We start from the raw sequence: 20,967 nt of genomic DNA on the forward strand, positions 1-20,967 counted from the left end.
GCATGACACGTAAAGGTAAACCTATGAAGTCCTTCTTGCTGCCCGCTTTTGTTGCACTATCGCTGTCCTCGCCCGCTATGGCCGGGCTGGTCCCCTGCGGGGGCAGCTTTGCAAGCTTTACCAAGGCGATGAAGGCCGAGGCCGTGGCCCGTGGACATGACAAAGCGACGTTGGACCGGTTCTTCGCCAGTGCTCGGCAAGACAGCGCCACGCTGAAGGCTGACCGTTCTCAAGGTATATTCCAGCGGCCCTTCGTTGATTTTTCGCGTCGCTTGATCAGCGCGGACCGGATGAACCGCGGCAAATCCAACTTGCAGAAATTCGACAGTGTGTTTGATCGGATGGAAACAGAATACGGTGTCAGTCGCGGCGTTCTGACCGCGTTCTGGGCCTTTGAAACCGACTATGGCGCGTTTCAGGGGGACTTCAACACGCTGAACTCGCTGATGACCCTGTCGCATGATTGTCGTCGCCCGGAGCTGTTTCAGCCGCAGGTTTTCGCCGCACTTGAGCTGTTCGAGAAAGGGGATTTTAACCCTGCAACATCAACGGGTGCCTGGGCCGGAGAGATTGGCATGGTTCAGATGCTGCCCGGTGACATCATCGAGGCTGGCGTGGACGGCAATGGTGATGGCAAGGTGGACCTGCGCCGCACGCCGGCAGACGCGCTTTTGTCCGGGGCAAATATGCTCAAACAACTCGGCTGGCGCGCGGGGGAACCATGGCTGCAAGAGGTGACCGTTCCAAGTGACCTCAATTGGTCACAGACGGGTCTGTCCCATAAGAAATCGGTGGCCGACTGGGTCGCGCTGGGCGTGACGCCGCGCCAGGGTGCGTTTGCGGATGCCGGGCTGGAGGCATCGATTATCCTGCCGCAAGGGCGCAAGGGACCTGCCTTTATCGCCTATCCGAATTTCAAAGTGTATTTCGAATGGAATCAAAGCTTCGTCTACGTCATGACCGCAGCCTATTTTGCCACGCGGCTTGAAGGTGCCCCGGTCTACAACGTGGGCACGCTCGATCCGGCGTTGTCTGGTCAGCAGATGAAGGCGTTGCAGACGAAATTGCAAAAGCACGGACATGACGTAGGCAAGGTGGATGGCATCCTTGGGGCAAAGACCCGTGCCGCCGTTCAGGCGGAACAGGCCCGTCTTGGACTGCCCGCAGATGCATGGCCGACAGCGGCGCTTCTAAACGCGCTGTAACCCGGTAGATACGCTCAGGACAAGGCGCTTTCGAAGCTTTTCAGAACTTGCGTCCAGGCATCAAAAATCTCGTCGAAATCCGTCTGACTGACGCCATCCTGACCGGTGTAGATGTCGTATTCCAGCATCTTGCGGCCATCATCTGCAATATAGGCGCGGCCGTAGCGTTGCTTGGAATTCCAGGTGTTCACGCCCTCAAGCGTCAGCTCATGATCCGCTGTATAGCCCGAGAAGAACTGCAGCGAATTGCAGTTCTGCCCATCCTGACATCCATAGAAGAACAGAACCATCTTGGTGCCGTAATACTGGATTTCAATCTGAGGGTCCCCAACCTTGTCTTTGGACAGTTTCGCGGGGGCGCCCAGGTCCTCGAAATAGGCCAGAACGCTGTCAGGGTCAGAGGCGACTACCTGTTTGTCCGTGTCCTCGGCGAAGGCGTGCCCTGTGAAACCCGTCAATAGAAACGCGGCAGCAATAAATGTGTTTTTCATGGCAAATGTCCCGATTTCGTTTGTCGAACCCTAGGCGCGTTTGTTGGTGCAGTGCAAGCGGTCCGCCTGCGTCACGCCACCATCTGTTCGGCTTTTTTCAGATCAACACTGACCAGCTGGCTAACACCCTGTTCGGCCATCGTGACGCCAAACAGGCGGTCCATGCGCGACATGGTCACCGCGTGGTGGGTGATGATCAGGAACCGCGTGTTTGTGCGGCGTGTCATTTCGTCCAGAAGATCGCAGAACCGGGTGACATTGGCGTCATCCAGCGGCGCGTCGACCTCGTCCAACACACAGATCGGCGCGGGGTTCGCCAGGAAAACGGCAAAAATCAGCGCCAGCGCGGTCAGCGTCTGTTCGCCACCTGACAGAAGGCTGAGTGTCGAGAGCTTCTTGCCCGGCGGCTGGCACATGATTTCCAGACCGGCATCAAGCGGATCGTCACTTTCGACCAGAACCAGCTTGGCTTCACCGCCGCCGAACAGGTGCTTGAAGAGCGTGCCGAAGCTTTCATTGACCTGCTCGAACGCGGTCAGCAGGCGCTCGCGGCCCTCTTTGTTCAGCCCGGCAATGCCCGCGCGCAGCTTCTTGATTGCCTCTTCCAGATCGGTCTTTTCTTTGAGCAGATTGTCATGCTCTTCCTGAACTTCCTTGGCGTCCTCTTCGGCGCGCAGGTTCACGGCCCCAAGCGCATCACGCTGGCGTTTCAACCGGTTCACATCATGCTCGATCTGCTCGGACGACGGCATCTTGTCGGGGTCTGCCTCTAGGCTTTCCAGCAAAGCCTCGGGTGTGGTCTCCATCTCTTCGTTGATGCGTTCGGCGGCCAGCGCCACGGTCTCGCGGGCGGCATCTGCACGGGCTTCGGCGCGGGCGCGGGCCTCGCGGGCCTCGCCTGCGGCCCGTTCGGCATCCCGTTCGGCATTGGCGGCGTCACGTTCGGCGGTCTCGCCGATTGCAAGGCTGTCAGCGGCGGCTTTGCGCCGGGTCTCAGCCTCGGAAATGGCGTCGGCCAGTTCGTCGCGTTTGGCAGCCAGCTCGTCCGGGGCCGCCTGTGCCTCTTTCAGCTCCGCCTCGCTTTCTACCTTGCGCTCGTCCAATTCGGCGATCCGTTTGCCGGCGGTTTCCAAACGATGCTTCCAGCCCGACACTTCCTTGGTGATTTCCTGACTGCGTCGGGTGCGGGCCTCGCCTTCGCGGCGCAGCTCGTCATGGGCCGATCGTTTGGCCATCATCGTCATGCGCGCGGCTTCAACGGCCATCTTGACGTCATCGACCTGCGCACGGGCCGCGTCCAGATCACCCAGATCAGCCACACCCCGTTCGGCCTCGGCCAATCGCTGTCGTGCACCCAACGCTTCTTCCTCGTGGCGCTTCAGCGCAAGGCCAAGGTTTTCCAGCTTGCCCTCGGCAATATTGCGATCGGCTTCGGCACGCGACAGGGCGCGGTTGGCATCAGACACTGCGCGGTCTGCCTCCCGGCGCGCATCCCGCGCCTGTTTGTCCGCTTCGGTCGTTTCCACCAGTCGGGCCTTCAGCGTGTCATGGGCAGCGCGTGCGCCATCTGCGCGGGCCGAGGCCTCTTCCAGATCCTGCTTCAGTTCCTGCAGACGGTTGAGTTGCTCAAGCCGCAGGGCCGCGGTCGAGGGCGCATCTTCCGCACCCGCCCGGAACCCGTCCCAGCGCCACAGGTCCCCCTCAAGCGACACGAGCCGCTGACCGGGTTTCAGATCGGCCTGAAGGCGCGTTGCCTCTTCGGTAGAAACCAAACCGATCTGGCTCATCCGACGGGCCAGAACCGCGGGCACCGTCACGTAGTTGGACAGCGCAGTGACCCCATCGGGCAGCGGTTGCGGTTGTGTGTAGCCGGGCAGTGCCGCCCAACCCGAGGCGGCGTCGCCTTCGATTTCTGGCGCGCGCAGATCGTCGGCCAGTGCAGCCCCCAGCGCTTTTTCATAGCCGGGCTTGACGCGCAGGTTGTCCAGGACCTGCCCACCTTCGGACGCATCACGTTCGACCAGCCGGGCCAGCGCCTGAACCTCTGCGTGCAGTGCGTTCACCTCACCTTCGGCCGAGGAGCGGGCCGCGCGCGCATCAGCTTCGCGCGATTGCGCGTCAGAGCGTGCCTCGTCAGCAGCGATCAATGCGGTTTCGGCATCTTCCGAGGCTTTCGCGGCAGCCGTCTGCGCAGCACCGGCAGCGGTGAAATCTACCGAAGCCTTGTCGACCGCGCCTTTCGCGTCTTCCATGGCCGCGCGTGCGCGCCCAGCTTCGCCTTCGCTTTTCTCCAGCGTCTTGCGGCTGTCATCCAACAGGCGATGCGCGGATTGGTGGCGCGCGGCAAGCCGCGCGACGTCTTCCGTCAGCTGCGTCAGGTCCCCTTCGCGTTCCTGCAAAATCGCCGCACTATCGCGAGCATCCGCGTTGGATACCTCCAGCGCTTCATCGTGCCCCTCAGACGCTTTTGTCAGTTGATCCTGTTCCCAGTTCAGCCGTTCAATCGTCTCGCCCGCGTCCTTGTTCAACCCACTTTCGCGGTCGATGTCCTTGGACAATTGCGTGATGCGGGCGGTCAGCGTGTCGATGCGCGCGCGCGCCTGGTTTTCCTGATCCGACAGCTGGTCTCGCTGTACTTGCAGACGCTGCAGGATCGCGGCGGCAACGGCTTCTTCTTCGCGCAAAGGCGGCAGGCGATCTTCGGCCTCTTGCCGCGCTTTTGTGGCTTGGCGCGCGTCACCTTCCGCACTGGCCGCGGCTTTCACCCGTTCGGTCAGCTGCGCCTGTGCTTCGGCGCGGGCGGCGTCGGCTTCTTTCCAGCGACGATACAAAAGCAGCCCCTCGGCCCTGCGCAGATCATCACCAATGGTGCGATAGCGCGCGGCCTGACGGGCTTGCCGGGCCAGTTGGCCCAGTTGCGACGCCAGCTGTTCGATCACGTCATCGACACGGGCCAGATTGGTCTCGGTGCCCTTGAGCTTCAGCTCGGCCTCGTGGCGGCGTTGATAAAGCCCCGAAATCCCGGCGGCCTCTTCCAGAATGCGGCGGCGCGCCTTGGGCTTGGCATTGATCAGCTCGCTGATCTGGCCTTGCCGCACCAGCGCCGGTGAATGCGCCCCGGTCGAGGCATCGGCGAACAGCATGCTCACGTCACGTGCACGCACATCCTTGGTGTTGACCTTATATGCCGAGCCTGCGTCCCGCGTGATCCGCCGCACGATCTCGAGGTTGTCGCTGTCGTTAAAGCCCGAGGGAGCCAGCCGTTCGCTGTTGTCCAGAAGCAGAGACACTTCGGCGAAATTGCGGGCCGGGCGGGAGGCCGCACCGGCGAAGATCACATCCTCCATCCCGCCGCCGCGCATCGCTGTGGGGCGGTTTTCGCCCATCACCCAGCGAAGGGCTTCAAGCAGGTTTGACTTGCCGCAGCCATTGGGTCCGACCACGCCTGTCAGCCCGTCCGCGATCACCAGATCGGTCGGGTCCACGAAGCTTTTGAAGCCATTCAGTCGGAGTTTAGAAAACCGCAAGCGGTCTGCCCTTTTGTGATTCTTTCAATCTGGTGATTGTTCGGGGGCTTGGCGCGCGAGTCAACGGGCTGCCCCGATATGTGGATAAAACAGGCGGGTTATCCACAAGATATTGAAGCTTTGCTGTGATCAACCTGTGCCGCATGGCGTCATTCAACCCCGCCGGGTCGGTTTCGATCTTGACCCTTTGGGCCCTCACACGGCAAAGAAGTCCAGCATGGTTCCCAATGGGACATGAGGGAATGCAGCGGAGGCGACCCAATCCGGGGTCTGATGCTGCAGCCGCCCCCGCGACTGTAAGCGGAGAGCGCCCGCCTTACGCCACTGACCCAATGGGTCGGGAAGGCGGCGGTGCGCTTCGACCCGCAAAGCCAGGAGACCTGCCATGCACCAACGCAACCACCCGTCGGGGAGACGGGGAGAGGAGACCAAGATGCAAGCAAAGATCCCTGCCACCGTCGTGACCGGCTTTCTGGGTGCGGGCAAGACCACGCTGATCCGCCACATGCTGGACAATGCCAAGGGCAAGCGCATCGCGCTGATCATCAACGAATTTGGCGATCTGGGCGTGGATGGCGATATCCTGAAGGGCTGCGGGGACGAGACCTGCACCGAGGATGACATCATGGAGCTGTCGAACGGCTGCATCTGCTGCACCGTGGCCGAGGATTTCATCCCGACGCTCGAGAAGCTTTTGGACCGCGACACGCCGCCTGATCACATCGTGATTGAAACCTCGGGTCTGGCCTTGCCGCAACCCTTGGTGCGTGCATTCCAATGGCCCGAGATTTCGACCCGCGTGACCGTCGATGGTGTTGTGACCGTTGTGGACGGGAAAGCCGTGTTCGACGGGCAGTTCGCATCAAATCTGGATGCAGTCGAGGCGCAGCGCAAGCTGGACGAGAACCTGGACCACGAAACGCCTCTGTCCGAGCTGTTCAAGGATCAGGTGACCTGTGCGGATATGATCGTCGTGAACAAATCCGACCTGCTGGGTGATGCGCAGGCAGACGAACTTGTGGCGAAACTGACCGGGGATAGCCGCGACGGCGTGCAGGTTGTGCGCTCGACCATGGGCGCGCTGCCTGTTGAGGTTCTGTTGGGGCAGGGCGTGGGCGCCGAGGGTGACATGGACGCCCGTCTGTCGCTGCATGAGAAGGGGCATCATCATCACGATGATCACCACCATGACCATGATGACGATCATCACCATCATGACGACCACCATCATCACCACGATCACGACCATGAGGCGTTTGAAAGCTTTGTCGTCACTTTGGGCGAAGTGGCCGATGCAAAAGGCTTTGCTGAAAAGGTCGCAGACGTGATCCGCGCCAATAACATCCTGCGCCTGAAGGGTTTCGCAGCTGTTGAAGGCAAGCCCATGCGCCTGACACTGCAGGCGGTTGGTCCTCGCGTCGACACCTATTTTGACCAGCCCTTTGGTACCCAACCCCGCGAAACGCGTCTGGTGGTCATTGGACAGTCCGGCATGGACCGCGCCGCGATTGAACGGGCACTGACTGCATGACGATTTCGATTGCCGCAGAAAGCCCCCTGTCGGAGGATGCTCATGCGCTGATCGAAGGGTCTGAGGCGGCGCTCCGTGAGGTCTACTCGGTGGATGAATGTTTCACTTTCACGGCGGCCGAGTTGGATGAGCCATCTGTCACGTTTTTCGTGGCGCGGAGCGACGGGGTGGCGCTGGGCTGTGTGGCGCTGGTGGATTGCGGTGCATACGGTGAGGTAAAGCGACTGTTCGTGCGGACAGAAGCGCGCGGTAAAGCCTTGGCCGTTCGGCTGATGGCAGCGCTTGAGGCGCAGGCCCTCGCCAAAGGTATGCAGGAAATGAAGCTTGAGACAGGCGACAAGTTGGTCGCCGCCGTGTCGCTTTACCGCCGTTTGGGATACCGCGAATGTGGACCATTCGGCGCCTATGAACTACATCCCGCAAGCCTGTTCATGGAGAAAGAACTGTGAGCCGCGTTTACGCTTTCTTGCCCTTCGCGGCGGCAGCTTTCATCCGGGCCAGCAACGCGGCCTTGTCATCCTTGCGGTTCAGCGGGTTCTTCTCGGTTCCGCGTGCGTTGTGCTCGGAATGGCGTGGTTTGCCCTTGGCGGGTTTCGGCGCGCCGGCAGCTTTGTAATCCATGGGTCCACCCTGATCAGGTCATATTTGGCCGGTCCATAACACCTTAACGCAAGGGACGCGACATGCATCTTCTGGCAGCCACTCCGGGCAGCATTGATGACGGGAAAGAACCGGTGGATCTGGGGCAGACGCCCTCGGATCTGGTGTTCATTTCGGCCGCAGATACGGAATTGGCGGGCCTGTCACAGGCGCGCGCTGAAATGGCAGATGCGCCGGGATTGCGTCTGGCCAATATGATGCATCTGGCGCACCCGATGTCGGTCGATCTGCATATCGACAATTGCGCCGCCAAATCCCGGCTGGTGGTGGCCCGCGTTTTGGGCGGCGTCGGCTACTGGAAATACGGGGCCGAGCAATATGCGGCGCATTTGCGCGAGGCGGGTGTGCCCTTGGCGCTGTTGCCGGGGGACGACAAGCCGGATGCGGAACTGCGCGCGCTCTCGACCGTCTCGGACGAGGATTACGATGCGCTTTGGGCCTATCTGGTTGAAGGTGGGCCAGAGAACGCGGTTGGGTTCCTGAACTACACCAAGGCGATGATGGACGGCGGCGACAAGCCCGAAGCCGCGCGGCCTTTGCTGCGTGCGGGTGTCTATTGGCCGGGTGCTGGCGTCGCTGATCTGTCCGCCGCGCAAGAGGCATGGACCGAGGGCGCCCCCGTTGTGCCTGTCGTCTTTTATCGCGCGTTGGTGCAGGGCGCGGGGCTGAACCCGATCAACCGTCTGGTGAAAACGCTGCTCAGACAGGGGTTGAACCCGCTGCCCATCTTTGTGGCATCATTGAAAGACCCGGTATCCGTCGCGACGCTGGAAAGCCTGTTTGCCGAAGCCGCGCCCGATGTGATCCTGAACTGCACGTCTTTCGCGGTTGGATCACCATACGAAGGCGAGGCGTCCAAAGGGGCCTCGAACCCCTTTGAAGCGCCTTGGTGCAACGCCGCACCGGTCTTTCAGGTGGTTCTGGCCGGGTCGAGCGAGGAGGTTTGGGCCGAGGGCCTGACCGGCCTTTCTGCCCGAGATATCGCGATGAACGTGGCGCTGCCCGAGGTGGATGGGCGCATCCTGTCTCGTGCAATTTCCTTCAAAGGCGAGGCGTTTTTTGACGAAGCCACCGAATGCCCCATCGCCACCTATCAGGCGCGCGGTGATCGGGTGCAGTTTGTCGCGGAACTGGCTGCCAATTGGGCGGGTCTGCGTCGGGCTGAGACAGGCGATCGGAAGGTCGCACTGATCATGGCGAACTATCCCAACAAGGATGGCCGGCTTGCCAATGGGGTGGGCTTGGATACGCCAGCTGCCGTGGTGCATGCGCTGGGGCTGTTGGCGGGTCAGGGCTATGCAATTTCTGATGCGCCAGAGGACAGCGACGCCTTGATGCAGGCCGTCATGGCGGGGCCGACCAACTGGCTGACCGACCGGGCCGAGCGCGTGGGTGGCGAACGCCTGTCGCTCGATGTTTATCGCCGCCACTACGACATGCTGCCGTGGGAGATGCGCGAGGCGCTGGAGAGCCGCTGGGGTGCACCAGAGGATGATCCGTTCTTTGCTGATGGCTTCTTTTCGCTGTCGATCCTGACCTATGGCAATGCAGTTGTCGGCGTGCAGCCCGCGCGCGGCTACAACATCGACCCGACCGACACCTACCACTCGCCCGACCTTGTGCCACCACACAACTATCTGGCCTTCTACTTCTGGCTGCGTCACACGTTCGGCGCGCATGCGCTGGTGCATATGGGCAAACACGGAAACCTTGAATGGCTGCCGGGTAAGGCCGTCGCCCTGTCCGAAACCTGCTGGCCCGAGGCCGTGATGGGGCCGATGCCCCATGTCTATCCGTTCATTGTGAACGATCCCGGTGAAGGCACGCAGGCCAAGCGGCGCGCGCAGGCGGTGATCATTGATCACCTGACGCCGCCGCTGACACGGGCCGAGACCTATGGACCGTTGCGTGATCTCGAAGCTTTGGTTGACGAATACTACGAAGCGGCGGGCGTTGATCCACGCCGCATCGAACATCTGCGTCGTGAAATTCTGACACTGACCCAAGCCACAGGGCTGGACGCTGATGTCGGCATGAAGGGCGAGGATGAGGACAGCGATCTGGCCAAGCTCGACGCCTATTTGTGCGATCTGAAAGAAGCGCAGATCCGCGACGGGCTGCATGTGTTTGGGCAGTCGCCAACGGGCGATCTGGAGCGCGACCTTGGCATTGCACTGGTCCGCGTGCCGCGTGGGCAAGGGGAAGGGGGCGATGCGTCCCTGATCCGGGCTTTGGCCATGGATTGCGGCGTGGATATTGATCCGCTCGACTGCGATATGGCGCCTAAATACGAAGGCCCGCGCCACGAGGTGCTGGAAGCAATCGAGGCGGGCAACTGGCGCAGCAATGGCGACACGGTTGAACGGCTGGAGCTGCTGGCGCAAGCGGCGGTGGCGTGGGATGACGTGCCGGATGTGTTCGCTGCGACCAAGCCCGTTTTGGACGCCTATCACGCGAAGGTTTTGCCATCTGTCCGGGCCTGCGGACCGGATGAGGGGGAGGGGCTCCTCACCGCCCTGACCGGGCAGTTCGTCGCCCCTGCGCCATCCGGCGCCCCGACCCGAGGGCGGCTGGATGTGCTGCCGACCGGGCGCAATTTCTTCTCGGTCGACAGTCGCGCGGTGCCGACGCCAACGGCTTGGGCGCTGGGTTGGAAATCAGCCAGCCTCTTGATCGACAAGCATCTGCAAACCCATGGCGATTGGCCGCGCACGATGCTGGTCACGGCCTGGGGCACGGCAAACATGCGCACGGGTGGGGACGACATCGCGCAAGCTCTGGCGCTGATGGGGGTGAAGCCCAAATGGGACAGCGCCAACCGCCGCGTGACCGGGTTCGAGGTAATCCCGGCCAGCGCGCTGGGCCGTCCGCGCGTGGATGTCACATTGCGTATTTCGGGCTTTTTCCGCGACGCCTTCCCGCAGTTGATCGCCTTGGTCGATAGTGCGGCGCGGGCGGTTCAGGCACTGGATGAACCCGACGATGTGAACCCCGCTGCAGCGCGCGTGCGGGCGGGCGAGGGTGCATCACGGGTCTATGGATCGAAACCCGGTGCCTATGGCGCGGGACTTCAGGCGATGATCGACGAACGGCTCTGGGCCGACAAGGCTGATCTGGCTGAGGCCTATCTGGAATGGGGCGGCTATGCCTATGGCGCGGGCCATGAAGGCATGCGCGACCGAGCCGGGTTCGAGGCCCGTTTGGGACAGGTTGAGGCCATTGTGCAGAACCAGGACAACCGCGAACACGACCTTTTGGACAGTGATGACTATTACCAGTTCGAAGGTGGGGCAGCTGCGGCGGTGTCGACCCTTCAGGGCCGCGACCGGCCGATCTATCACAACGATCATTCGCGCCCGGAACGCCCGGTGATCCGTACGCTGGAAGACGAGATTGGGCGCGTCGTGCGCTCGCGCGTCGTGAACCCGAAATGGATCGAGGGTGTCAAGCGTCACGGCTATAAAGGCGCGTTCGAGATTGCCGCAACGGTCGACTATATGTTCGCCTTTGCCGCCACCACCGGCGCGGTGCGTAGCCATCATTTCGATCTGGTCTATGGGGCTTTCATCGAAGACGAAGCGACGCGAGATTTTATCGAAGAACACAACGACCCGGCGCTGAAAGAGATTGCCGAGCGTTTGCGCGAAGCGATTGAGCGTGGGCTATGGACGCCCCGGTCAAACTCTGCGCGGGCGATGTTGGAGCAGATGGTCTGACCCAGGCGGAGTATTTAGTTTAAGTGCCGCAGTCGATTTCGGCGCGCTGAATGGCTTGATCGCCAGATAGCGTGCCTTCGACCACCATGCAGCCTGTGGCTTGTTCAATGGCTTGATGCGCGCGCGCAAGAATCACTGACCCGCGTGGTGTGAGTTCGAAATTGGTGCGATACACTTCGACCCAGTTTTCGCGTTGATGCACAGAAAAAGTTGACCCGTCTACGGTGACCTGACGCGTCGCCGTGTCGGGATGCATGAATTGCGGGCTGGGGCTGTCACAGCCTGTCAGCATAAATATGCCAGACATTACAAGGAACTGGATGGGGCGCATTGCGTGATCTCCTACAATTCCACTGTGCCCTGCCTTGGTTAATGAAAGGTAAACCCACCCCTGCATGTCCTGCGACAACTTGGTCAGGCAGCACGGGTTGCCAACCGTTGCATTCACAACTATACATATTCAGGAAAATGAATATGAATGGAGAGATCCAATGCAAACCTCACGTCCTGCGGATAAGTATTCGCCGCTCTACTTTCTCGCCTCGGTTGGGGCTGGTGGCCTGTCGGTCACCTTCTTCATGTATCTGATGTTCTGGGTGAAACACCCGGGCCAGCCAGTGCCGGTCTTTGAAGACATCATGGCCGCCTTCACAGCCGGGTCATTCGGGCTGAAAGCTGCCATTGCCGTGGCCTGGGCCGGCATCGCGGCGATGGTGTTTCTGAACCTGAAATACCTGACATGGAACCTGAAGAGCTTCTCGGCCTTCCGGAAAACCGATGCCTACACCGCGCTGAAAAACTCCAATGCGGAAACGACAATCCTTGCGATGCCTCTGGCACTTGCCATGAGCGTAAACGGGCTTTTCGTTGCGGGTCTGGTTTTTGTGCCAGGGCTTTGGTCGATTGTTGAGTATCTCTTCCCCTTCGCCATGGCCGCCTTCCTGGCCATCGGTATCCTGGCGCTGAGCTTGATCGGTGATTTTCTGGGGCGCGTTCTGTCCAAAGGCGGCGTGTTCGACGTGACCGCTCACAACAGTTTCGCGCAAATGCTGCCGGCCTTTGCCCTGTCGATGGTTGCCGTTGGATTTGCTGCCCCCGCTGCGATGAGCAGCAATACCATCGTGGTTGGCATCTCGCTTGTTGGGTCGACTTTCTTCGGTATGGCCGCGATTGTTTATGCGGCGCTGGCGCTGTTCACGGCGTTCAACTCGATGTTGCACTACGGCACGGCCAAAGAAGCAGCCCCCACGCTGATGATCGTCATCCCACTGATGACCATTCTGGGCATCATGTTTATGCGTCAGAACCACGGGTTGCATGCGACCTTTGATGTGCACGGGTCCGCGGCTGAAACCATGGTGTTTCTGGCTCGCTTGATCGCCATTCAGGTCCTGTTCGGCCTCTTGGGCCTGACCGTCTTGTCGCGCATCGGCTATTGGAAGAGCTTTGTCTTTGGCAATGAAACATCGCCGGGGTCCTACGCACTGGTTTGCCCCGGAGTTGCCCTGTCGGTTCTCTTGCACTTTTTCCTGAATTCAGGACTGGTGAAAGCGGGTGTGGTCGACAAATTCTCGCTCATGTACTGGGTGATTTCCGCCATCGCGATTGCTTTCCAGTTTGCCATGATCGCCTTGGTTTTGCGCCTGAACAAACAGCACTTCTCGCGCTCACAGACGGCGGCTGTACCGGCTGAATAAACGAAGGTCCTTCGGAAAATAACAAGCGGGCGTTTCGGAAAACCGGGGCGCCCGCTCTTGCATCTGAGGTGCAGTGCTTTCACAGTGGAACGACATTTCAAAGTGAGGCAAGAATGACCGTAGATCCCGACCGCCACGCCACCAAGATGGCCAAGAAGAAAGCCGCCCGTGACAAGATCATGGCGACGAAGACCGATAAAAAGGGTCTGGTCATCGTGCACACGGGCAAGGGTAAGGGCAAAAGCTCGGCCGCCTTCGGGATGATCTTTCGCTGTATTGCCGCTGATATGAAATGCGCCGTGGTGCAGTTCATCAAAGGCGGTATGGATTGTGGCGAGCGTGATCTGATCAACGCCAAATTTTCAGATATCTGCGAGTTCTACACCATGGGCGAGGGTTTTACATGGGAAACCCAGGACCGCACGCGCGACATCGAAATGGCGCAGGCTGCATGGGAGAAATCAAAAGAGCTGATCCGTGATCCGTCCAACAAGATGGTGCTTTTGGATGAGATCAACATCGCCATTCGTTACGACTATGTCGATATCAACGAGGTGGTGAAGTTTCTGGTCGAAGAAAAGCCCGACATGACCCATGTGGTTCTGACCGGGCGCAACGCCTCGGATGACCTGATCGAGATTGCCGATCTGGTGACTGAGATGGAATTGGTGAAGCACCCGTTCCGGTCGGGCATCAAGGCGCAAATTGGGGTCGAATACTGATCCCGAAACGGGAGGAGAAACGATGCCGAAGTTTTACATGGCGTATCACGAGCCGACGGATGTGCCTGATGGCAAGAAGGCCGAGATGCAGGCCGCCTATAAGGCGTGGATCGCCAAATATGCGGATGTGTTCGAGATGCCCGAAACGCCCTTCAAGGCGCAATGGACCGTGGATGGCGATGGCCATCGCGAAGGCTTCAAACAGCCGATGATGGGGTTTTGCGTGATCAACGCACCCGACGCGGACACGGCGTTGGCGATTGCCAGTGAAAACAGCTTTATCCAGATGGGTACGATCCATCTGGCCGAGCTGATGGAGATGCCCAAGGGCTGAAGCTGCGTAGGGGGCGGGGATCAGCCCGCTTCCCCCTGCGCACGCAACTGATCCAGTGTCAGCCCCGGTGTGGCCACCTGTTCGTCAACGACCAGTTCGATCACCGCCAGTTTCCCCGAGGCTTTTGCGCGCTTGAACGCCGCGTTGAAGTCATCGGTCTTCGTGACTGTTTCCCCATGCCCGCCATAGGCGCGTGCGAGATCGGCAAAATCCGGGTTCACAAGGGCCGTGCCCGATACACGTGCGGGATAGGTCTTTTCCTGATGCATGCGGATCGTCCCGTAACGCCCGTTATTCACGATGATGGCGATGGGTTTGGCGCCGTGTTGAATGGCGGTCGACATCTCGTTCAGGGTCATCTGAAACTCGCCGTCCCCAAGCCATGCAATGACGGTGCGGTCGGGGTGCTGCAGGCTGGCAGCCACGGCTGCCGGGAAGCCATAACCCATCGAGCCTGAGGTCGGCGCCAGCTGTGTCCCATATTCCTTGAAGCGGAAATACCGGTGCAGCCATGTGGCGTAGTTCCCGGCGCCGTTGGTCATGATTGTATCGTCCGGCAGCGTTCCCGAAAGTTCGTGCATGATGCGTTCCAACTTGATCGGGCCGGGGGTTTCGACCGGAGTTTGAAACGCGTCATAGGCTGCGCGTCCCTGCTGCGTCCAATCGGCCCACGGTGTCGCGGTCAGCGGGGGCAGTTCACTGATCGCCGCAATCGCCGAGGGGCCGGTCGCCACCACGGTCTGATCCGCATGATAGACGCGCCCCAACTCTTCGGCGCAGGGATAGACATGCACGATCTGCTTGCCGGTGGTGGCCGGGTCCAGCATCTCGTAGCTGCCGGTTACAATGTCGCCCAGACGGCTGCCCAGAACCACCAAGGTGTCGGCCTCGTCAAATATGGTCTTCAGCGCCGGGTTAATGCCAAGACCGAGGTCTCCGATATAGTTCGGGTGGCGATTGTCCACATAGTCCTGACGGCGGAAGGCGGTGGCGACGGGAAGGGCATTGGTGACGGCGAAATCCATCAGCGCAGCGCCCGCTTCAGCCGTCCATCCCGGCCCGCCCGCGATCAAAAGCGGACGCGCTGAGGTCGTGATCGCGGCCATGATGGCATCTGCGTCCGCCCGGCCTACGTGGCCCTTTGTGGCGGGCAGGGCGGGGCGATCAGGCGCATCTGCCATGCTGCTCAGCATGTCTTCGGGCAGGGCGACCACAACGGGTCCCGGCCGCCCGGTGCGTGCCACATGGAAGGCGCGGGCAAGGTATTCCGGCAGGCGTTCGACCTGATCCACTTCACAGGCCCATTTTGCAAGTGGCCCGAAAAAGGCGCGGTAGTCGACTTCCTGAAACGCACCCCGGTCCCGGTGCGCCCGCGCGATCTGACCGACGAATACCACCATCGGCGTTGCATCTTGCATGGCCACGTGAATACCTGCCGACGCATTGGTCGCCCCCGGCCCACGCGTGACGAAACAAACGCCCGGTGTGCCTGTCAGTTTGCCATGTGCCTCGGCCATCATCGCGGCCCCACCTTCCTGGCGGCAAACGATGTTATCGATCCCGCTGTCGTAAAGCCCATCCAGCGCGGCCAGAAAGCTTTCCCCCGGCACGGAGAAGACGCGCGACACGCGCTCGGTCTTTAGGTGATCCACCAGAATTTGTCCGCCGTGGCGCATGGCTGCTCTCCGCTTTGTCTTGACCTCTGGCATGCGCTGCGCCCAAATCAGGCGAACGTGAACACGGAGGTCACTTTGTCCAAACACCAATTGCTTGGCATGTCCGGTTCCCTGCGTAAAGACGCAACGAACCGGTTTCTTTTGCGCAATGCCGCACGGCTTTATGGAGACGCTGATTTCACCGAGGCCGATCTGAACCTGCCGCTTTACGACGGTGATGTGGAGGCCGCTAAGGGCGTGCCAACCAAGGTCGCGCGTCTGGCGGAACAGATCGCCGCTGCAGATGCCGTGATCATATCGACGCCTGAGTACAACAAGATGCTGTCGGGCGTGTTGAAAAACGCTTTGGATTGGGTCAGTCGGGTGAAAGACAATCCATGGCCGGGCAAGCCCGTGGCCGTCATGTCAGCCGCTGCTGGCCGCGCGGGCGGGGATCGGGCGCAGGTGTCTCTGGTGTCGGCAATGACCCCGTTTCAGCCCAAGCTGATCATCGGGCCAGAGGTAGCCGTTGCCGGCAGTGCATCTGAGTTTGATGCGGATGGGGTGCTGGTCAATGATCGCTACGAGGCCAATCTTGCCAAGTTGATGGCGAAGTTGCGGGCGGAGGTCGCTTAAGGGCCACTTACAGGCTGGCTTCGACCCGGAAATCTTCCGGAATTTCGTCACACCCATCCAGCACCAGATCGGCCATCAACTCACCGACACGCGGAGCCATGCCAAAGCCGATTTTAAAGCCGCCATTGGCGATAAAGGCACCATTTCGGGTGGGATGTTGCCCCAACATCGGCGCACGGGATTTGGCGCGCGGGCGCACGCCGGCCCAGCGTTCAATCACCGGCGCATCTGCCAGTACGGGACAGGCGGCGCGGGCGCGGGTGATCACCTCTTCCAATGCTGCGTCACAGCTGGAGGGGTCTTCAAATTCGCGTTCGCTGGTGGACCCGATGGCCACTGTGCCATCCGCATGTGGGATGATGTGCACGGCGTCTGCGAAAAGCTGCGGCATGTGGCGCGCGTCGAAATCCAGCAGAGCACTTTGCCCTTTCACCCCGTTTCCAACGGGTTTGCCCAGTTGATCCGATAGGTCAATCAACCCGCGCCAGCCCGTGGCCCAGACTTCGGTCCCTTGGGGCGTGCCGTCTGTCACGATTTCACCGCCCTTGGCCTTGATGGCGGCAACCAGTGCGGCGCCCGCCCGACGAGGGCTCATCCGGGCAGTCAGCGTGTCGTGGATCAGAAAGTCTGTCGGGCTGGTGGGCGCCCAATCGGGGAAATCTGACGTAGGTCGCACCTGCCAGACTGCCTTGCCCTGCCACAGCGTGGCGGCTTCGGTCGCGCGTGCTCTGGCAAGATCAAGCAACCGGTCATCCGCGATGGGTTGCAAACGCCCGCTGCGGGCATAACCCGGCGATAGGCCTGACACGGCTTCCACATCGGCCCAATAGCTTTCCGCCATGATAAGACTGTCGAACTGAAAGGCTTTCTTGGTGTTCCAGCGTTCCGGCACATGCGGGGCCAGCGCGCCGACCAGCCCGCCGGATGACCCAGATCCCGGCCCGTTCGGATCAATAACCTGTACCTTGGCACCGCGTTTGGCGCAGCTCCATGCAACGGAAAGGCCGAAAACACCTGCGCCGTAGACTGTCACATCAGCGATTGCCATCGGGGCATTCCTTCTTCATGGTCGCGCGGGTTTCGACAAGCGTTCTAGGGCAGATCATGACAAAGCGCCAGACAGTGACGGCAACAGCCAGCATCACGTGGAAAGACAGCGGCGTGCCGGTGGCGGATCGGTTTGACGACCCGTATTTCTCGCTGGAAGACGGGTTGTCCGAGACGCGCCATGTTTTCATCGATGGCAATGACCTGCCAGCACGTTTCCTGCCCGATTTTCATATCGCCGAGCTTGGCTTTGGCACCGGGCTGAACATGCTGGCTGCGTTCCTTGCGTGGCGCGACGCGGGATCGCCTGCAGGTGTTCGTTTCACCTCGTTCGAGGCCTTTCCGATGGAGGCTTCGGACATCGAGCGCGCGTTGCAAGCCTTTCCAGAGGCGCATGCCGTTGCGGGTCCCTTCCTGACGGCATGGAACGAGGGCGCGCGACGGTTTGATCTGGACGGGTTCACGGTTGAGGTGGTCGAAGGCGATGCCCGCGAAACACTTGCCGTTTGGGACGGCAAAGCGGATGCGTGGTTCCTTGACGGCTTCTCGCCCGCCAAGAACCCCGAACTGTGGGGCGAGGCTTTGATGGGTGCGGTTGGCGCGCATACCGCGCCCGATGGCACGTTTGCGACATATACTGCTGCTGGTTTTGTCCGTCGTGCCCTAGACGCCGCCGGTTTCGACGTGGAACGTGTTCCTGGATACGGGCGCAAACGGCATATGAGCCGTGGTCAATTGCGACCCTAAAGCGTTTTGGTTTTGGCCTGAGACAGGACAAAGCCGAAACGCAGAGAGAGATATCAGTGTTGTGGGCGTTTCGCGACAAACTTGAAGTCAAGTTTTCACGAAACGCTTTGAAGGGACGCAATGGAGCGCAATAATCAGATCGGCATTTGGCTGATGGTGGCCACCACCTTCGTCTTTGCGATGCAGGACGGGATTTCGCGCCATCTGGGCGGGGAATACAACGTCTGGATGGTGGTGATGATCCGCTATTGGTTCTTTGCGGCGTTCGTCATCTGGATCACCCGTCGCAATGGTGGCCTGTCACAAGCGCTGCGTCCCGTGCGACTTTGGCTGCAAATCTCTCGAGGGGCGCTGCTTGCATTGGAAATCTGCGTGACCGTGATTTCCTTCACCCTGCTGGGGCTTGTTGAAAGCCACGCGATTTTTGCGGTCTACCCGCTGATGGTTGCCGCCCTGTCCGGGCCGGTGCTGGGCGAGCATGTAGGCTGGCGGCGCTGGGCGGCGATCGGAATCGGGTTCATCGGCATCCTGATCATCCTGCAGCCGGGATCCGGGGTGTTTTCCCCCTATGCCATCATTCCGCTCGTCGGGGCTGCGATGTTCGCGGTCTACGGGCTGATGACCCGGTTGGCGGCCAAAACGGACAGCACCCAGACCAGCTTCTTCTGGACCGGCGTGATAGGCGCCGTTGTCATGACAGCGATTGGGGTATGGTTCTGGCAGCCCATGTCTCAAGGCGATTGGGCGTGGATGGCGCTGCTGTGTTGCACAGGTGTGCTGGGGCATTGGCTCTTGATCAAATGCTACGAATTCGCCGAGGCCAGCACCGTGCAGCCCTTCGCCTATCTGCAGCTCGTCTTTGTCAGCTTCATCGGCGTCCTGGTCTTTGGCGAGACCTTGCACAGCAACGTGGTGATTGGGGCTGTCATCGTCGTGTCGGCGGGTATCTTCACCCTGATCCGCAGTCGCCGCGCTATTTCTTAAGCTCGTTTGACAGGCGCAATGGCTCCACTTTGCCTGTCAGTCGCGCGCGATAGACAGGCAGGCTTTCGGTGACGCGCATCACGTAGTTGCGGGTTTCGCGAAACGGGATGTGCTCGATCCAATCAATGATATCCGTCGACGGCGCACGCACGTCTCCAAATCGCTTGGTCCAGCTGCGCGACCGACCGGGGCCAGCATTGTACCCCACAGAGATCAGCACCGGGTTGCCATCGAAATCCTCGATCAGCTTGGCCAGATATTCTGACCCCAATCGCGTGTTATAGGCCGGGTCTTCGGTCAGGCGCGCCTTGGAGTATTCCATCTCCAACCGCTTTGCCATGTCAGAGGCGGTGCCCGGCATGAGCTGCATCAAACCGCGCGCGCCCACGCCCGAGACGACCGAGGGGTCAAATTCGCTTTCACGCCGGGCAATGGCAAGCTCCAGTGCGCGGGGCACAGTGCGGTTGCCCCGGCCAATGTCGGGCGTGGGGAAATAGGGCCGTGCGATCGTATGGCCCTGACGCGCCGCTTGCTTGGCGATCATGACCTGAAGATGTGGTTCATTCACGCTTTCGGCCCATGCGCCCAACTGCCCCAGTTCTTCACGCGTCAGGCGCTCGGCCAGATGCACGGCGAAGCGTTCGGCCCAATAGAGCTCTCCGGCGGCTTGCAAAAGACGCGCGGCTTCCATCACCGAGCCGCCCCAGAACGAGGCGCCTGTGACATCAGGAAAAGGTTCTGATCCGGTCAGGCGCGGGTCCATCGCAAGGCCTGCTTTTTCTGCCGCCAGAAGCCCATAGAAGCTGGTCTGGTATTCGGCCCCAAACGCGTAGGCGGCCTGGGCGGCAACCTGATCGCCCGCAGCCTCATGGGCGCGGCCCTGCCAATAGCCTGCGCGACCCAGACTGATCGGTGTGTCGACACCCAGTCGAAAGGTCTGGAAGTGCTCTTCGGCTGTGACCGGGTCTTTGAGTTTGCGCAGGGCAATATAGCCCGCCAGCCATTCCAGATCGTTGCGGTCGGCGCCTCCGTCCAGATGGTGAAACGCGGCAAGTCGATAAGCTTGTTCGGATTTGCCTTCGCGCATGGACCAACGTGCCAGAACCCGGCGCCAGCTTGCCCACCGATCGGGCTCGCCAAGGGTCTGCGCGTTTTCAGAGCGCGCCAAAAGCACATCAACCGCGTCCTGATTGCGCCCTTTCGAGGCGCGCCACAAGAACCGTTCGTAGGCAAGGCCGGGATCGTTCGAAAGACTCGACGGCACCGCGCTGATCAGGGCATCGACCCCGTTTTGCTTGCGGCGCAACGCAATGCGGGCAGTTGCCAGTTTTTGCTGATCAGCGCTGACCAATGGCAACAGTCGCGTCGCGCCACGGGTTGCGCCGCGCCACAAAAGCCCATCCAGCCGGTCCCAGTGATAGGGCTTTAGCGTCTCGCCATATCGCGACAGAAACGCCGCCTCTTCTTCGCTGTCCATTGTCATGGACAACCAAGCCAGAATGATCTGCGCGCGGGCCTCTTCTGCTTTGCCGGTGGCCGTCAATGCCTCTGCCAGACGCAGTGCGCCGGTGCCGGTCTGGGGCGGCTGGGTTTCGAAAAAGCCCAGCACCTCTGCCGGGGTATGGCTGTGCGGGATCGTATCTTCGGATCGTTTGCGCAGCAGCTTCAGGCCGGGCCAGTCCGGGCGGCGAGACAGGAACGCGCGCGTGTCGGAAAAGCTGCCTTTGGCTTCCCTTAGCCGGTGCCACTCAAGGATGTCCGAGGCAAGGTCGCCGCCTTTGGCCACCTCTGCCCGTGCGCCATCCCAGTCCCCCGCGCGGGCTTGTTCGATGGCCGATTTGAAGGCCGCAACAGCGCCGGCATCCTGCGCGACGGCCCCGGATATGGACGACACGGCAAGCGACAGCGCGACTGCAACGGCGCGCAAATGGCTCAATTTGATCCTGTTCATAGGCGAAACCTAACTTTGTGGCGCTAACACGCAACACACAAACTTGGCATTTGCGATGAACCCG

General features: G+C 60.8%; 17 protein-coding genes and 1 riboswitch. Of the genes, 10 read left to right on the forward strand and 7 right to left on the reverse strand.

From position 1 onward, the window contains the following. Positions 1-23: 23 nt before the first annotated feature. The gene (locus ACRY08_RS04920) at positions 24-1,205 is read left to right on the forward strand and encodes a lytic murein transglycosylase (protein WP_432448729.1); all 1,182 of its coding nucleotides are present in this window, start codon (positions 24-26) and stop codon (positions 1,203-1,205) included. A 14-nt stretch (positions 1,206-1,219) separates the two neighbouring features. Here the strand turns inward: ACRY08_RS04920 and ACRY08_RS04925 are convergent, their stop codons facing one another. Both ACRY08_RS04925 and smc read right to left on the reverse strand, forming a co-directional pair. Next, positions 1,220-1,696: a YbjN domain-containing protein gene (locus ACRY08_RS04925; RefSeq protein ID WP_432448730.1), complete on the reverse strand. Its 477-nt coding sequence runs from the start codon at positions 1,694-1,696 to the stop codon at positions 1,220-1,222. Positions 1,697-1,767: 71 nt separating this feature from the next. Next, positions 1,768-5,223 (reverse strand): chromosome segregation protein SMC, encoded by a 3,456-nt coding sequence (gene smc / locus ACRY08_RS04930; RefSeq protein WP_432448731.1) that lies wholly within the window; start codon positions 5,221-5,223, stop codon positions 1,768-1,770. 201 nt (positions 5,224-5,424) lie between these two features. Beyond that, positions 5,425-5,625, forward strand: a riboswitch (cobalamin riboswitch). A gap of 31 nt (positions 5,626-5,656) precedes the next feature. Here smc and cobW point away from each other — a divergent pair. Continuing rightward, positions 5,657-6,754, forward strand: a complete 1,098-nt coding sequence (gene cobW / locus ACRY08_RS04935) for a cobalamin biosynthesis protein CobW (protein ID WP_432448732.1) — start codon at positions 5,657-5,659, stop codon at positions 6,752-6,754. Then, positions 6,751-7,203 (forward strand): GNAT family N-acetyltransferase, encoded by a 453-nt coding sequence (locus ACRY08_RS04940; RefSeq protein WP_432448733.1) that lies wholly within the window; start codon positions 6,751-6,753, stop codon positions 7,201-7,203. Before cobW ends, ACRY08_RS04940 begins: the two co-directional genes overlap by 4 nt. A gap of 7 nt (positions 7,204-7,210) precedes the next feature. On the opposite strand, the gene ACRY08_RS04945 is transcribed toward ACRY08_RS04940, so the two are convergent. Next, positions 7,211-7,375, reverse strand: a complete 165-nt coding sequence (locus ACRY08_RS04945; protein ID WP_432448734.1) for a hypothetical protein — start codon at positions 7,373-7,375, stop codon at positions 7,211-7,213. Positions 7,376-7,437: 62 nt separating this feature from the next. Between ACRY08_RS04945 and cobN the strand changes: the two genes are divergently transcribed. After that, complete coding sequence (cobN, locus tag ACRY08_RS04950; RefSeq protein WP_432448735.1) at positions 7,438-11,130, forward strand: cobaltochelatase subunit CobN; 3,693 nt, start codon at positions 7,438-7,440, stop codon at positions 11,128-11,130. A gap of 19 nt (positions 11,131-11,149) precedes the next feature. On the opposite strand, the gene ACRY08_RS04955 is transcribed toward cobN, so the two are convergent. Next, entirely contained in the window at positions 11,150-11,461 is a 312-nt protein-coding gene (locus ACRY08_RS04955; RefSeq protein ID WP_432448736.1) for a hypothetical protein, read from the reverse strand. 160 nt (positions 11,462-11,621) lie between these two features. Here ACRY08_RS04955 and ACRY08_RS04960 point away from each other — a divergent pair, with 160 nt between their 5' ends. From ACRY08_RS04960 to ACRY08_RS04970, 3 genes are all read left to right on the forward strand, one after another. Further along, the gene (locus ACRY08_RS04960) at positions 11,622-12,827 is read left to right on the forward strand and encodes a TsoY family (seleno)protein (RefSeq protein WP_432448737.1); all 1,206 of its coding nucleotides are present in this window, start codon (positions 11,622-11,624) and stop codon (positions 12,825-12,827) included. A gap of 113 nt (positions 12,828-12,940) precedes the next feature. Then, on the forward strand, positions 12,941-13,549 hold the full coding sequence (cobO, locus tag ACRY08_RS04965) for a cob(I)yrinic acid a,c-diamide adenosyltransferase (RefSeq protein ID WP_432448738.1): 609 nt from the start codon (positions 12,941-12,943) through the stop codon (positions 13,547-13,549). A 22-nt stretch (positions 13,550-13,571) separates the two neighbouring features. Then, entirely contained in the window at positions 13,572-13,883 is a 312-nt protein-coding gene (locus ACRY08_RS04970) for a hypothetical protein (RefSeq protein ID WP_432448739.1), read from the forward strand. 20 nt (positions 13,884-13,903) lie between these two features. Here ACRY08_RS04970 and ACRY08_RS04975 read toward each other — a convergent pair whose 3' ends face one another. Then, positions 13,904-15,559 carry a thiamine pyrophosphate-binding protein gene (locus ACRY08_RS04975; RefSeq protein WP_432448740.1) on the reverse strand — a complete coding sequence of 552 codons (1,656 nt, stop codon included), beginning with the start codon at positions 15,557-15,559 and terminating at the stop codon, positions 13,904-13,906. Between the two features lie 75 nt (positions 15,560-15,634). Between ACRY08_RS04975 and ACRY08_RS04980 the strand changes: the two genes are divergently transcribed. Then, positions 15,635-16,174 (forward strand): NADPH-dependent FMN reductase, encoded by a 540-nt coding sequence (locus tag ACRY08_RS04980; protein ID WP_432448741.1) that lies wholly within the window; start codon positions 15,635-15,637, stop codon positions 16,172-16,174. Positions 16,175-16,181: 7 nt separating this feature from the next. Here ACRY08_RS04980 and ACRY08_RS04985 read toward each other — a convergent pair whose 3' ends face one another. Then, complete coding sequence (locus ACRY08_RS04985) at positions 16,182-17,222, reverse strand: NAD(P)/FAD-dependent oxidoreductase (RefSeq protein ID WP_432448742.1); 1,041 nt, start codon at positions 17,220-17,222, stop codon at positions 16,182-16,184. Positions 17,223-17,278: 56 nt separating this feature from the next. Between ACRY08_RS04985 and mnmD the strand changes: the two genes are divergently transcribed. Together mnmD and ACRY08_RS04995 are read left to right on the forward strand one after the other, a co-directional pair. Next, positions 17,279-17,968, forward strand: coding sequence for a tRNA (5-methylaminomethyl-2-thiouridine)(34)-methyltransferase MnmD (mnmD, locus tag ACRY08_RS04990; RefSeq protein WP_432448743.1), 690 nt, complete (start codon positions 17,279-17,281; stop codon positions 17,966-17,968). Between the two features lie 120 nt (positions 17,969-18,088). Then, positions 18,089-18,952, forward strand: coding sequence for a DMT family transporter (locus ACRY08_RS04995; RefSeq protein ID WP_432448744.1), 864 nt, complete (start codon positions 18,089-18,091; stop codon positions 18,950-18,952). On the opposite strand, the gene ACRY08_RS05000 is transcribed toward ACRY08_RS04995, so the two are convergent. Further along, entirely contained in the window at positions 18,942-20,903 is a 1,962-nt protein-coding gene (locus ACRY08_RS05000; protein ID WP_432448745.1) for a lytic transglycosylase domain-containing protein, read from the reverse strand. The genes ACRY08_RS04995 and ACRY08_RS05000 overlap by 11 nt on opposite strands. Positions 20,904-20,967 lie beyond the last annotated feature (64 nt).

Origin of the sequence: Aliiroseovarius marinus (genome assembly GCF_050881025.1) — a bacterium.
Lineage (GTDB): Bacteria > Pseudomonadota > Alphaproteobacteria > Rhodobacterales > Rhodobacteraceae > Aliiroseovarius > Aliiroseovarius marinus_A.

What these genes read in the sequence shown, in the direction of transcription:
- cobO (WP_432448738.1), top strand. Translation starts at nt 12,941, where the DNA reads ATGACCGTAGATCCCGACCGCCACGCCACCAAGATGGCCAAGAAGAAA.
- mnmD (WP_432448743.1), top strand. Translation starts at nt 17,279, where the DNA reads ATGACAAAGCGCCAGACAGTGACGGCAACAGCCAGCATCACGTGGAAA.
- ACRY08_RS04975 (WP_432448740.1), bottom strand. Translation starts at nt 15,559, where the DNA reads ATGCGCCACGGCGGACAAATTCTGGTGGATCACCTAAAGACCGAGCGC.
- ACRY08_RS04925 (WP_432448730.1), bottom strand. Translation starts at nt 1,696, where the DNA reads ATGAAAAACACATTTATTGCTGCCGCGTTTCTATTGACGGGTTTCACA.
- ACRY08_RS04940 (WP_432448733.1), top strand. Translation starts at nt 6,751, where the DNA reads ATGACGATTTCGATTGCCGCAGAAAGCCCCCTGTCGGAGGATGCTCAT.
- ACRY08_RS04995 (WP_432448744.1), top strand. Translation starts at nt 18,089, where the DNA reads ATGGAGCGCAATAATCAGATCGGCATTTGGCTGATGGTGGCCACCACC.
- ACRY08_RS04945 (WP_432448734.1), bottom strand. Translation starts at nt 7,375, where the DNA reads ATGGATTACAAAGCTGCCGGCGCGCCGAAACCCGCCAAGGGCAAACCA.
- ACRY08_RS04960 (WP_432448737.1), top strand. Translation starts at nt 11,622, where the DNA reads ATGCAAACCTCACGTCCTGCGGATAAGTATTCGCCGCTCTACTTTCTC.
- cobN (WP_432448735.1), top strand. Translation starts at nt 7,438, where the DNA reads ATGCATCTTCTGGCAGCCACTCCGGGCAGCATTGATGACGGGAAAGAA.
- ACRY08_RS05000 (WP_432448745.1), bottom strand. Translation starts at nt 20,903, where the DNA reads ATGAACAGGATCAAATTGAGCCATTTGCGCGCCGTTGCAGTCGCGCTG.
- ACRY08_RS04985 (WP_432448742.1), bottom strand. Translation starts at nt 17,222, where the DNA reads ATGGCAATCGCTGATGTGACAGTCTACGGCGCAGGTGTTTTCGGCCTT.
- ACRY08_RS04920 (WP_432448729.1), top strand. Translation starts at nt 24, where the DNA reads ATGAAGTCCTTCTTGCTGCCCGCTTTTGTTGCACTATCGCTGTCCTCG.
- ACRY08_RS04955 (WP_432448736.1), bottom strand. Translation starts at nt 11,461, where the DNA reads ATGCGCCCCATCCAGTTCCTTGTAATGTCTGGCATATTTATGCTGACA.
- cobW (WP_432448732.1), top strand. Translation starts at nt 5,657, where the DNA reads ATGCAAGCAAAGATCCCTGCCACCGTCGTGACCGGCTTTCTGGGTGCG.
- ACRY08_RS04970 (WP_432448739.1), top strand. Translation starts at nt 13,572, where the DNA reads ATGCCGAAGTTTTACATGGCGTATCACGAGCCGACGGATGTGCCTGAT.